Raw genomic sequence first — 12,372 nt, 5'->3', positions numbered from 1 at the left:
GATCCGCTGGGTCGTTCGCGATCTGTATGCAGGCTCGGCGCCGCCAGCGCAGTCTCGCCCGCGGCGCCACGGGCGCGCCGGATGCCGCGAGCGTGCGCGGATGTACGCGCTCAACGGCGTGTCGCCGGGCAAACACGCACGCTCGCGGCGGGACGGCTAGGGCACCAGCGCCCAGAAGGGGTGCGTCACCGACCAGACGGGGTGCGTCAGGTCGTCGGCGTAGTGGTAGATCGGGTGGTCCGGCGGCGGCACCGGGTGCGTCGGGGCCCCGCCCGGGTGCGCGTACGGCGCCACGGCCGGCGGCTGCCCGGGGGCGGCGTTGGCCACCGCGGGGCCGGCGAGCATCCCGGCGAGTGAAAGCCCGGCGGCGCAGAGGACGCCGGCCGACAGGGTGCGGATCTTCATGGTCGTGCTCCCTTCTGGGAATGTCATACATGGTTGACAATTGCAGAGTAGGCGCCCGCCGGTAGACTGTCAACCATGGTTGTCGAATCGGGGTACCGGTCGCCGCAGACGGATCTGGGTCAGGCCCTGCGCGTCGCGTGGTGGAGCTACGTCCACCGGCTGGACGCCGACATGGAGGCGGCGGGCTACCCGGAGCGGCGCGCCGCGATGAACTACGTGTTCGCCCTCTACGCCCAGCCGGGGCCGATGACGATCTCGGAGATGGGCCGGCAGTTCGACGTCAGCCGGCAGGCGGCGAGCAAGATCGTCGCCGAACTGGGCCGCCGGGGCTACGTCGAGACCGCCGCGTCGGAATCCGACCAGCGCGAGAAGGTCGTCGTGCTGACCCCGAAGGCGATCGAGCACGTGACGGCGCGGCGCAAGGCGGCGGCCAAGCTGGACCGCGCCATCCGCAAGCGCGTCGGGGACGCGGGCCTCGCCCGGCTACACGAGGTGCTCGACGCCCTCGGCGAGGTGTCCCGGGGCACGGCCGAGTTCGACCCGGCCAACCTCTACCGCGCGCCCAACCTCTGGTGAGACGCCGTAGTGCGACACGCAGGATGTTGCCAGGATTTCAGGCGAGCGCGACGGCAAACCTTCACCTACCGTCGTAGGCGTGCAAACGGTGGTGGCCTCCCGGCGCTCCACGCCGATGCGGCGCGTGGCGGCCGCGTGCCTCGTCGGCTCGGCGATCGAGTACTACGACTTCCTGATCTACGGCACCGCGGCGGCGCTGGTGTTCCCGTCGGTGTTCTTCCCGCACCTGAGCACTACCGTGGCCATGATCGCGTCGATGGGCACCTTCGCCGCGGCCTTCCTGTCGCGGCCCCTCGGCGCGGCCGTTTTCGGCTACTACGGGGATCGGATCGGCCGCAAGAAGACGCTGATCGCGACGTTGCTCATCATGGCGGTATCCACGGTCACGGTCGGCATGGTTCCCAGCACGGCCTCCATCGGCGCGGCGGCCCCGCTGATCCTGGTGGTCCTGCGGCTCCTGCAGGGCTTCGCCGTCGGCGGCGAGTGGGCGGGCTCGGCGTTGCTGAGCGCGGAATACGCCCCCGCCGACAAGAGGGGCCGCTACGGCATGTTCACCCTGCTGGGCGGGGGCACCGCCGGCGTGCTCAGCAGCCTGACGTTCCTCGGCGTCAGCTACAGCATCGGTGAGACGAGCCCGGCGTTTCTGCAGTGGGGCTGGCGGCTGCCGTTCCTGATCAGCGCGGGCCTGATCGCCATCGCCCTCTACGTGCGGCTCAACATCGACGAGACCCCGGTGTTCGCCGAGGAGAAGGCCCGCAACCTGGTCCCCAAGGCGCCGCTCGCCGAGCTGCTGCGCCTGCAGCGCCGCGAGATCGTCCTGGCCGGCGGCAGCATCCTGGGCGGCCTGGGCTTCGCCTACATGGGCAACACCTACCTGGCCATGTACGCCCATGCGCACCTCGGGTATTCGCGAACCTTCATCTGGTCCGTCGGCGTGCTCGCCGGGCTGGTCAGCATCACGGCCGTCGCGCTGTCGGCCACCCTGTGCGACCGTGTCGGGCGCCGCCGCATGATGTTGATCGGGTGGTCGGGCTGCGTGCCCTGGTCGTTCGTCGTCATGCCGCTGCTGAATACCGGCAACCACGCGCTGTACGTAGTCGGGATCGTCGGGATGTGCGCTTGCGCCGGCATCGGCGGGGGCCCCACGGCCGCCTTCATTCCCGAATTGTTCGCGACCCGCTACCGCTACAGCGGTTCGGCGCTGGCGCTGAACCTGGCCGGCGTGGTGGGCGGTGCGTTGCCGCCGTTGCTGGCCGGAACGCTGCTGGCCACCTACGGCAGCTGGGCGATCGGCGTGATGCTCGCCGTGCTCGCGCTGGCGAGCCTGGCGTGCACCTATCTGCTGCCAGAGACCAACGGGACGGCGCTGGTGCCGCTCAGTTGGCGTGCAGCTCCTCGTTGAGCGCGATGCCCTGACCGTCGCGCGCCACCACCTCGACGGCGCCCGACACCGAATTCCGCCGGAACAGCACGTTGTTGGCGCCGGACAATTCCCGTGCCTTGACGGCCGTGCCGTCGGGCATGGTGACCTTGGTGCCCGCGGTGACGTACAGGCCGGCCTCGACGACGCAGTCGTCCCCGAGTGAGATGCCCAGCCCCGCGTTGGCGCCCAGCAGGCACCGCTTGCCGATCGAGATGACCTCGGTGCCACCGCCGGACAGCGTGCCCATGATCGACGCGCCGCCCCCGACGTCGGAGCCGTCGCCCACCACCACGCCCGCCGAGATGCGGCCCTCGACCATCGATGCGCCGAGCGTGCCGGCGTTGTAGTTGACGAACCCTTCGTGCATCACGGTGGTGCCGGGCGCCAGGTGGGCGCCCAGTCGCACCCGGTCGGCGTCGGCGATGCGCACCCCGGTCGGCAGCACGTAGTCGACCATGCGGGGGAACTTGTCGACGCCGTAGACGGTCACCGGGCCGTGCCGACGCAGTCGCGCGCGGACCGCCTCGAACCCCTCGACCGCGCAGGGTCCGCGGTTGGTCCACACCACGTTCGTCAGCACTCCGAACATGCCACCGGCATTCAGCCCGTGCGGCGCCACGAGCCGGTGCGACAGCAGATGCAGCCGCAGGTAGGCGTCGTAGGCGTCGGTGGCGACGTCGTCGAGCGAGCCGATGACCGTCGCAACGGCGATCGTCTCGGTGCCGCGATCGTCGTCGCGGCCCAGCAGCGCCGCCAGCTCCGGCGGGATGTCGGAGAGCGCGAGGCGCGACGTGCCGGCGGCGCCACCGTCGGTCAGCTCCGGCGCCGGGAACCACGTGTCGAGGATCGATCCGTCGAAGGCCAGCGTCGCCAGGCCGATACCCGCAGCTCCAGTCACGCCTCGACACGGTACTTGCCTCTGCCGAGCAGACACAAAAGCACTCGACACGCCGGCGGAAAGGGTGCGTTTGCGTCTTCTCGGCATACTTGGGGGTGTGCTGGACTTGGGCGGCGATCCGATCGAGCTGACCGCGGCGCTGGTCGACATCCCCAGCGAATCGCGGGACGAGGCGCGCCTGGCGGACGAGGTGGAGGCCGCGCTGCGCGCCCAGGCGCCGGGCTTCGAGATCGTCCGCAGCGGCAATGCGGTGCTGGCGCGGACCTCGCTGGGCCGGCCGACGCGGGTGCTCCTGGCCGGGCACCTCGACACGGTCCCGGCGGCGGGCAACCTGCCCAGCCGGTTAGATGGCTCTGACCTTTACGGCTGCGGCACCGCGGACATGAAGTCGGGCGACGCGGTCTTCCTTCACCTGGCGGCGACGGTCGCCGAGCCCGCGCACGATCTGACGCTGGTGCTCTACGACTGCGAGGAGATCGATGCGGCCTCAAACGGTTTGGGCCGCATCGAGCGCGAGCTGCCGAAGTGGTTGTCGGCGGACGTCGCGATCCTCGGCGAACCAACCGCGGGTTTCATCGAGGCCGGGTGCCAGGGCACGCTGCGCGTGGTGATCAGCGCCACCGGAACCCGGGCGCACTCCGCGCGATCGTGGCTGGGGGACAACGCGATTCACAAGCTCGCCGCCGTCCTCGACCGGTTGGCGGCCTACCGTGCGCGCGACGTCGAGATCGACGGCTGTGTGTACCGCGAGGGCCTGTCGGCGGTGCGGATCGACGGTGGTGTGGCCGGCAACGTGATTCCCGACGCGGCGTCGGTGACGGTGAACTTCCGGTTCGCGCCGGACCGTACGGTGGCCGCGGCGCTGCAGCACGTGCACGAGGTGTTCGACGGTCTCGACGTGCGGATCGAGCAGACCGACGCGGCGGCGGGCGCTTTGCCCGGCCTTTCCCAACCCGCGGCCAAGGCGCTGGTCGAGGCCGCCGGCGGTCAGGTGCGGGCGAAGTACGGCTGGACGGACGTGTCGCGGTTCGCCGCCCGGGGCGTGCCGGCGGTCAACTTCGGACCCGGTGACCCCAACCTTGCGCACACGCGCGACGAGCGGGTTGCGGTCGCCAACATCACCGCCGCGGTGGAGATGTTGCGCGGCTACTTGAGTGCGTGAACGCCGTCGTCACGGCGTCACGACCACGTCTACGGTATCGGCTCCGGGATTCGCCACGACCGTCAGCACCGGTGCGTTGGGTGGCGAAACCGCCTGTCCGCCTTGCACCGTCGCGTGGTAGCCGTTCGGGTACTCGATGGGCGGCGTGGACACGAGCGTCTGTGCGGCGGGGCCGAAGCGTCCCGCACGGTCGGCCCGTACGGTCGAGTAGCACAGCCGGAAGGTGCCGTTGCGAAATGACCACTCCCGCGGCGTGCCCGCCACCACTTGCGGATACGGCGCGGCGAGCACCGCGAGCTTGCCCACGTTGACGTTGCCACCGGCCGGCGGCTGGCTCGGATCAAACACGAGCGCCTGGCCGTTGGGCGACGAACTCGTCTTGTCGTTGCCGGTATAGGCCCACTCCAGCCAGCCCATCCGGTGCCGGTCGGTGTGGCGCATCACCTCGGCCAGGTTCGCGAGGTCGTCGGTGGCGCCGAACTCCGTCAGCAGCGGCGGAATGTGATTGATGTCCGCGTACAGGCCGGCGTTGGTGATCGTCAGCCCATCCTGCAGTCCGCAGCCGACGTTGCTGTGCAGCGCCGACTCGATGGCGCAGTAGTCGTGGAAGGCGAAGCCCGTGCTCGGGTCCACGACGTGGCCCATGTCGGTGTGAATTCCCTCGTCGAACAACAGGTCCGGCTCGTAGAACACCAGCGTCGTGGGGTCGGCCGCACGGATCGCGGGAACCACTTTGCGGTAGAACTCGACCATCTTGTGGTCCTGCAGCGGGCAGCCCAGGACCGGGTTGAAGCAGCCCTCCCAGACGAATCCGGCCCACGGTTCGTTGAGCACCTCGTAGCCGAATACGCCCGGTTTGCCGCGGAAGAACGCCGCGACGTGCGCCCAGGCCCGCGTGTAGTGGTCCTGCAGCCCGATCCCATCGGGCGCGGGGTTGTTCCGCCAGAAGGCGTGCCAGGCGTACTCCTCGGCCGGGTTGGCGAAATAGCTTCCCGGGAAACCCAATTGCGGGTTGGGGAGCCCACCGGTCTGCACCGCCCACGCCGGTGCCCCCTCGCCCTGGAACGCCTCGTTGTACAAATCCTGATGGAAGTCCAGCAGGCTGACGATGCCGTGGGACGCCAGCGTCGCCACGGTTTGCGCGATCGAGGCGAGGTAATTGTCGTCGTAACCCAGCGGCTGCGGCTCGACCGCCGCCCAGATGACACCGATCCGCATCGCGTTGAAGCCGTTCGCCGCAAGGAAAGCCGCGTCGTCGTCGTCGAAGCCGTCGGCCGAGGGCGTGTAGGGCGGCACCTTGTACACCTGGTTGAGCCCGTGCAGCACCACCACCCGCCCGTCGGCGTCGGTCACCCACCTGCCGACGTGGCCGAGTGGCATCGTCGGCCCGGTGGCCGCCGCGCGCGCCGCCGGCGGGGCGACTACCGACGAAGCATCAGTCGTCAGCGCGGCGAGCAGTAGGGCCGCCGCGACGAATCTGGCCGCACGGATACGCATCGTGCCTCCAAACCGGCGGCTGAACTGTAGCTCGCGCAATCACTTTGGAAACAGTGAGGGCTGATGGTCACCGCGCAGCCACGACGCGGTCACGGTTGGCGCACGATCGCGCGCGTCCGTTGCCGAGGCCGCTGCCCCGCGGCAGTGACGCGCCGAGGCGATGTGCGACGGTCGAGCGTCACGCTGGCGTGACACTCGGCGCCGGCGGTCACGCTGGCGTGACGCTCGGCGGAGCATCACCCTACCGGCGCGAAGCCTGCGCGGCGGCGTCGGCGGCGGCGGCGCGCAGGCCGATGCCGGCGAGCTCGTCCGACACCGCGAGGAGCGCCGCGCCGTCGCCGGCCGCCAGGGCACGCGCGTGGGCGAGAGCGAGGTGCCCGGCGGCACAATCGATTTCACCGACGAGGCGGGCCAGCGGATCGGCGGCACGGGTGTCCCCGAGGCGGACGGCCTCGTGCCAGGCGCTCACCGCCACCGCCGACTGCCCGCCACGTTCGGCCATGCGCGCGGCCTCGCGGGCGGTCGCCACCGCGCCGGGCCAGTCACGCACGCAGGCCATCCGCCAGGCCCGGGCGATGCCCAGTTCCGGCGCGAAGAGCGCTGACTTGGTTCCATGCCGGGATTCCGCGCGGCTCATCGCCTTTGCCGCGGCCGCGGTATCGCCCTGCCGGGCAAGCGCGGTCGCCAGCAGGGTCAGCGAGAGCGGCCCCCAGGAATATCCCGTGCGTTCGAGGGTGGCGGCCGCCGGCGCCAGCAGCGTTGCGGCGCGGTCGAATTGACCCTCGACCAGCAATGCATGCGCCAGCAGCACCTCGCCGATCGCGCGGCCCGGCTGCTGCAGCTCGGCGAAATCGGTGTACTGCTGCGCGATTTCCCGCGCCTCGTCGTATCGGCCGGTCATCATCAGCGCGCTGGTTTGCGCCAGACCGATCGTGAAGCGCAACAGCCCGGGATGCTCGGCGGCGAAGGCGCGTCGCGCGAGCGGTTCGACGTCGTCGAACCGCCCCTGCCGCGCCGAGCACAGCGCCGCCGCGCTGGCGGCCCAGGCCACCGCCTGGTCGCCCGCCGCCGGCGACGCCAGCACCTCGTGGCCGACGCGGACCGCGTGCCCGACGTTGCCGGCGTTCATCGCGAACGTGGCGCTCAGCGCGTCGAGGGTGGTGCGCGCGCCCGCGTCGCCGATCCGGTTGCGGACGGTCCGCAGGAACGCGGTGGCGCGCTCGGGCTCGCTGAGCATCCAGAACTGGTTCGCGGCGCGCAGCAGCGCCCAGTCCATCAACGCGGGCTCGGCCAGGGCGTCGGCGTCGACGGCCGCCAGCACGGTGTCGGCCTCGCGGCCCCTTCCCCGCCACGCGAGGGAATGCGCCAGCGCGAGGCGGGCCGCCAGGCCGCCGGAGCGCTCCAGCGCCGAGCGGGCCAGCCGCTCTCCGAGCGCGAGGTCGCCCAGCCGCAACGCCTGCTGCGCCGCCGCGACCACCTCGGGCACCGGCCGTGGCGCGTCGCAGTCCAGCGCCAACGCCGCCAGCCGCAGGCGGTCGCTGAGGTGGTCCGGCGAGCCCTGGGAGAGCAGCTTGACCACCTCGGTGCGCCGGTGCCGCGCCTCGTCGGTGCCCAGCGACGCGCGCGCCCGCTCGGTGAACAGGGGGTGCGCCGTGTAGACGACCGGATCGTCGCTGCGCCCGCCCCGCTCCCGCGTCTCCGCCGCCCCCCATTGCACGGCCTCCTGCACCGCCCCGTCCCCGGCCAGCGCGGTCAGGTCGGCGAGCGACAGCGGTTCGCAGACGGCGAGGTAGTCCATTACCGAGCGCGCGGGCGCCGGCAGCTCGGCGAGGAAAGCGTCGACCTCCGCGGCGGTGGTCGCCCCGCCGGGTGCCTCGATGTCGATGCGGTCGAGCAGGCCGTCGGTCCACAGGGCGGCGACGGCATCCGGGGCACCCCGCGCGCGGCCGGTCACGATCATCCTGGCCGAGCCCGCCAGCGCCAACTGGTAGACCAGCGTGGCCGACAGGAGGTCCAGTTCGTGGGCGTCGTCCACCACCAGCAGCAGCTCGTCACCGCCCAACGACGCGCGGGCCGCCCGCAGCAGCGCCGCCGGCTTGCCCAGTTCGGATATCTCCACCAGGTGGCTGAAGGCACCGAACGGAACCGCACGCTCCGTCGGGGTGCCGGTGACCCACCGGGTCAGCGTCGCGGGATGCCGCCGGCCCACATTCTCGGCCGCCACCCGCGCCAGGGTGGACTTGCCGCAGCCGTCGGGGCCGAGGATGACGGCGACGCGGCCGTCCGCGAGCGCGGCGTCGAGCCGCTCCTGGGCCGTCGCGTGTTGCGGCACGTTCCATCGAATCGGCATTGCCCGCAGTTTATTGCGCGCCGTGTGCGGGCCGCATCGGGCGTGGACTACCTTTGGCGGATATGCGCCAGGGACGGGAATGGGCGGTATGCGTGTACTGCGCGTCCGGTCCCGAGCATCCCGAATTGGTCACTCTCGCGGCCGAACTCGGCGAGGCGATCGCCGAGCGCGGCTGGACGTTGGTCTGGGGCGGCGGCCGCGTGTCGGCGATGGGTGCCGTGGCGAGCGCGGCGCGGGCGCGCGGTGGGCGCACCGTCGGCGTGATCCCCGAGGTCCTGATGCGGCGCGAGATCGCCGACGCGGACGCCGACGAGCTCATCGTCACGGCGACCATGCATGAGCGCAAGCAGGTCATGGAGGAGCGCGCCGACGCGTTCGTCGTGCTCCCCGGCGGCGTGGGCACCCTGGACGAGCTGCTGGACGCCTGGACCACCGGCTATCTCGGGCTGCACGACAAGCCCGTCGTGTTGCTGGACTCGCTCGGCCACTACGAGGGCCTGTGGGTGTGGCTGTGCGGGCTGGCGGACAGCGGTTACATCTCGCAGGCGGCGATGGACCGGTTGGTGCTGGTCGACAAGGTCAGCGCGGCGGTGGAGGCGTGCGCGCCCGCCTGAGCCGATTGGGGTCGCGGACTCCCTATTAAGCTGGCTTGACTTGTTCGAGAGGCAGTAGGGAGTCACGTGTCCGATCACGACGGGGGAGCGCGCGCGTCGGTCAGCCTGACAGACATCGCAACGCGGGTGCCGGGCCTGCTGGCCGACGCGCCGGTGATCATGCGGGGCGCGCTGACCGGGTTGCTGGCGCGGCCCAATTCCAAAAAATCGATCGGCACGGTGTTCCAGGATCGCGCCGCCCGCCACGGCGACCGGGTGTTCTTGCGCTTCGGTGACCAGAAGCTGACCTACCGCGACGCCAACGCGGCCGCCAACAGGTACGCCGCCGTGCTGGCGTCGCGCGGGGTCGGCAACGGCGACGTCGTCGGAATCATGCTGCGCAACTCGCCGAACGCCGTGCTGGCGATGCTGGCGGCGGTCAAGTGCGGCGCCGTCGCGGGCATGATCAACTACCACCAGCGGGGCGAAGTCCTGGCCCACAGCCTCGGGCTCCTGGACGCGAAGGTGCTGATCGCCGAAACCGATCTGGTGAGCGCCATCGCGGAATGCGGGGCCGAAACGACGGAGACGCTCACCGTCGAGGATCTGGAGCGATTCGCCGCAAGCGCACCGGCCACCAACCCCGCCTCGGCCTCGGCCGTCCAGGCCAGGGACACCGCGTTCTACATCTTCACGTCGGGCACAACGGGTTTCCCCAAGGCCAGCGTGATGACCCATCTGCGGTGGCTCAAGGCGCTGGCCGCGTTCGGCGGGATCGGGTTGCGGCTCAAGGGTTCCGACACGCTGTACAGCTGCCTGCCGCTCTACCACAACAACGCGCTGACGGTCGCGCTGTCGTCGGTGATCAATTCCGGGGCGACGCTGGCGCTCGGCACGTCGTTCTCGGCGTCGAGGTTCTGGGACGAGGTGATCGCCGCGGAGGCCACGGCGTTCATCTACATCGGCGAGGTGTGCCGGTATCTGCTCAACCAGCCGCCGAAGCCGACCGACCGCGCGCACAAGGTACGCGTGGTGGCGGGCAACGGCTTGCGCCCGGAGATCTGGGACGAATTCACCGAGCGGTTCGGCATCGCGAGGGTCTGTGAGTTCTACGCCTCGAGCGAGGGCAACACCGCGTTCATCAACGTCTTCAACGTGCCGAGGAGCACCGGCGTCTTCCCGCTGCCGTTGGCCTACGTGGAGTACGACCCCGACACCGGGACCCCACTGCGCGACGAGGCCGGCCGCGTGCGGCGGGTGCCCCCGGGCGAGCCCGGCCTGCTGCTGAGCCCCGTCAACAAGCTGCAGCCGTTCGACGGCTACACCGACAAGGAGTCCAGCGAGAAGAAGTTGGTGCGCAACGCTTTTCGGGAGGGCGACGTCTGGTTCAACTCCGGTGACGTGATGAGTCCGCAGGGCCTGGGTCACGCCTCGTTCGTCGACCGGCTCGGCGACACCTTCCGGTGGAAGGGCGAGAACGTGGCCACCACCCAGGTCGAGGCGGCGCTGGCGTCCGACAACTCCGTCGAGGAGTGCACGGTGTTCGGCGTCGAGATCCCGCGCACCGGCGGGCGCGCGGGGATGGCCGCGGTCAAGTTGCGCGACGGCGCCGAGTTCGACGGCAAGTCGCTCGCGGGCGCGGTGTACGGACACCTCCCGCCGTATGCCCTGCCGCTGTTCGTCCGTGTGGTCAAGGAGCTGGCGCAGACGACGACGTTCAAGAGTCGCAAGGTTGAGCTGCGCGACGAGGCCTACAGCCCGGACGTGACGGATCCGCTGTACGTGCTGGCCGGCCGCGACGAGGGCTATGTGCCGTTCTACGACGAATACCCCGACGAGGTAGCGGCCGGTAAGCGGCCGCGGGGCTGAGTGCGGCGATCGAGTCTGCGTTGACGGCGCCGAATCTGCGCCCAGCGCGCGATTCCGCGGCGTGGGCTAGCACTGGGCGCAGTCTCGATCCCGCTGAGCGCCCGACGCGCTGACCAGGCACAATGTTGGGGTGCAGTCCACGCTCTGCGGCCGCCCGGTTGCGGGCGATCGCGCCCTGATCATGGCGATAATCAACCGCACGCCGGACTCGTTCTACGACAAGGGCGCGACGTTCCGCGACGAGGCCGCTCGTGAGGCCGTGCACCGCGCCATCGCCGACGGCGCGGACGTCATCGATGTCGGCGGCGTCAAGGCCGGGCCGGGCGAGACCGTCGACCCCGCCACCGAGATCGCGCGGCTTGTGCCGTTCGTCGAATGGCTCCGGGGCGCCTACCCCGACCAGCTGATCAGCGTCGACACCTGGCGCTCCGAGGTCGCCAAGGTGGCGTGCGCGGCGGGCGCGGACCTGATCAACGACACCTGGGGCGGCATCGACCCGGCGCTGGCCGAGGTGGCCGCGGAGTTCGGCGCGGGACTGGTGTGCTCCCACACCGGCGGGGCTCTGCCGCGGACCCGGCCGTTCCGGGTCAGCTACGGATCCACCGTCCGCGGCGTGGTCGACGACGTCATTCGCCAGGTCACGGCCGCGGCCGAGCGGGCGGTTTCGGTGGGAGTGGCCCGCGACCGGGTGCTGATCGACCCGGCCCACGACTTCGGCAAGAACACATTCCACGGGCTCGTCGTGTTGCGGCACGTGAGCGATCTCGTTAACACCGGATGGCCCGTCTTGATGGCTTTGAGTAACAAGGACTTCGTCGGGGAGACTCTGGGTGTGGGATTGACCGAACGGCTGGAGGGCACGCTGGCGGCCACCGCGCTCGCGGCGGCGGCCGGCGCGCGGATGTTCCGGGTGCACGAGGTGGTCGCCACCCGGCGGGTGCTCGAGATGGTGGCCTCGATCCAGGGGACACGCCCGCCCGCGCGCACCGTGAGGGGGCTGGCATGATGGCATCGGATCTGGCTCTGGCCAACGACAGGGTGCTCGCCGCCCGCCCCGGCGACACCTGGCTGCCCTCCGGCGGCTGGAACCGTCGGCGCCGGACAATCGGCGAGCTGGCGGAGGCCAAGGCAGGGCGGACGATCTCGGTGGTGCTGCCCGCGCTCGACGAGGAAGACACCATCGGCTCGGTGATCGACAGCATCTCGCCGCTGCTGGATGGTCCCCACAGCCTGGTGGACGAGCTGATCGTGCTGGACTCGGGTTCGACCGACGACACCGAGATCCGGGCCATCGCGGCGGGCGCCCGCGTCGTCAGTCGGGAGCAGGCGCTGCCCGAGGTGCCCGTCCGGCCCGGCAAGGGCGAGGCGCTGTGGCGCTCGCTGGCGGCCACCAGCGGGGACCTCGTGGTGTTCGTCGACTCCGACCTGATCAACCCCCACCCGATGTTCGTGCCGTGGCTGGTGGCCCCGTTGCTGACCGGTGACGGCATCCACCTGGTCAAGAGCTTCTACCGGCGCCCGCTGAAGGTCGGCGACGCGAGCGGCGGGCCGGGGGGCACCCGGGGGGCGGTCTTTTATACCACCGAGACCCGCGGCGGG

At 71.0% G+C, this 12,372-nt stretch carries 11 protein-coding genes; 7 read left to right on the top strand and 4 right to left on the bottom strand.

Translation table 11 applies throughout. The features are described from left to right. Positions 1 to 156: 156 nt before the first annotated feature. Positions 157 to 405, bottom strand: a complete 249-nt coding sequence (locus GPY60_RS17140; protein ID WP_156688886.1) for a hypothetical protein — start codon at positions 403 to 405, stop codon at positions 157 to 159. 75 nt (positions 406 to 480) lie between these two features. On the opposite strand from GPY60_RS17140, the gene GPY60_RS17135 reads away from it, so the two are divergent. Together GPY60_RS17135 and GPY60_RS17130 are read left to right on the top strand one after the other, a co-directional pair. After that, positions 481 to 981 carry a MarR family winged helix-turn-helix transcriptional regulator gene (locus GPY60_RS17135; RefSeq protein WP_156688885.1) on the top strand — a complete coding sequence of 167 codons (501 nt, stop codon included), beginning with the start codon at positions 481 to 483 and terminating at the stop codon, positions 979 to 981. 115 nt (positions 982 to 1,096) lie between these two features. Then, on the top strand, positions 1,097 to 2,383 hold the full coding sequence (locus GPY60_RS17130; RefSeq protein ID WP_156688925.1) for an MFS transporter: 1,287 nt from the start codon (positions 1,097 to 1,099) through the stop codon (positions 2,381 to 2,383). Here the strand turns inward: GPY60_RS17130 and dapD are convergent. Beyond that, entirely contained in the window at positions 2,358 to 3,302 is a 945-nt protein-coding gene (gene dapD / locus GPY60_RS17125; RefSeq protein ID WP_156688884.1) for a 2,3,4,5-tetrahydropyridine-2,6-dicarboxylate N-succinyltransferase, read from the bottom strand. The genes GPY60_RS17130 and dapD overlap by 26 nt on opposite strands. A 97-nt stretch (positions 3,303 to 3,399) precedes the next feature. Between dapD and dapE the strand changes: the two genes are divergently transcribed. Then, positions 3,400 to 4,464 (top strand): succinyl-diaminopimelate desuccinylase, encoded by a 1,065-nt coding sequence (gene dapE, locus GPY60_RS17120; protein WP_156688883.1) that lies wholly within the window; start codon positions 3,400 to 3,402, stop codon positions 4,462 to 4,464. Positions 4,465 to 4,473: 9 nt separating this feature from the next. Here dapE and GPY60_RS17115 read toward each other — a convergent pair whose 3' ends face one another. Both GPY60_RS17115 and GPY60_RS17110 read right to left on the bottom strand, forming a co-directional pair. Next, positions 4,474 to 5,961, bottom strand: coding sequence for a cellulase family glycosylhydrolase (locus GPY60_RS17115; protein ID WP_156688882.1), 1,488 nt, complete (start codon positions 5,959 to 5,961; stop codon positions 4,474 to 4,476). A gap of 241 nt (positions 5,962 to 6,202) precedes the next feature. Further along, the gene (locus GPY60_RS17110) at positions 6,203 to 8,311 is read right to left on the bottom strand and encodes an AAA family ATPase (RefSeq protein ID WP_197283708.1); all 2,109 of its coding nucleotides are present in this window, start codon (positions 8,309 to 8,311) and stop codon (positions 6,203 to 6,205) included. Positions 8,312 to 8,373: 62 nt separating this feature from the next. Here GPY60_RS17110 and GPY60_RS17105 point away from each other — a divergent pair, with 62 nt between their 5' ends. The 4 genes from GPY60_RS17105 to GPY60_RS17090 all read left to right on the top strand — a co-directional run. Continuing rightward, positions 8,374 to 8,925: an LOG family protein gene (locus GPY60_RS17105; protein ID WP_156688881.1), complete on the top strand. Its 552-nt coding sequence runs from the start codon at positions 8,374 to 8,376 to the stop codon at positions 8,923 to 8,925. A 66-nt stretch (positions 8,926 to 8,991) separates the two neighbouring features. Next, on the top strand, positions 8,992 to 10,773 hold the full coding sequence (gene fadD6 / locus GPY60_RS17100; RefSeq protein ID WP_156688880.1) for a long-chain-acyl-CoA synthetase FadD6: 1,782 nt from the start codon (positions 8,992 to 8,994) through the stop codon (positions 10,771 to 10,773). A 181-nt stretch (positions 10,774 to 10,954) separates the two neighbouring features. Continuing rightward, complete coding sequence (gene folP / locus GPY60_RS17095; RefSeq protein WP_156688923.1) at positions 10,955 to 11,779, top strand: dihydropteroate synthase; 825 nt, start codon at positions 10,955 to 10,957, stop codon at positions 11,777 to 11,779. Then, positions 11,776 to 12,372: glycosyltransferase (locus GPY60_RS17090; protein ID WP_156688879.1), on the top strand; the 597-nt coding region annotated here is incomplete at its 3' end. The genes folP and GPY60_RS17090, both read left to right, overlap by 4 nt.

It is taken from the genome of Mycobacterium sp. Marseille-P9652, assembly GCF_902652685.1.
Classification (GTDB): Bacteria; Actinomycetota; Actinomycetes; order Mycobacteriales; family Mycobacteriaceae; genus Mycobacterium.
This window is presented reverse-complemented; position numbering and strand designations above follow the sequence as displayed.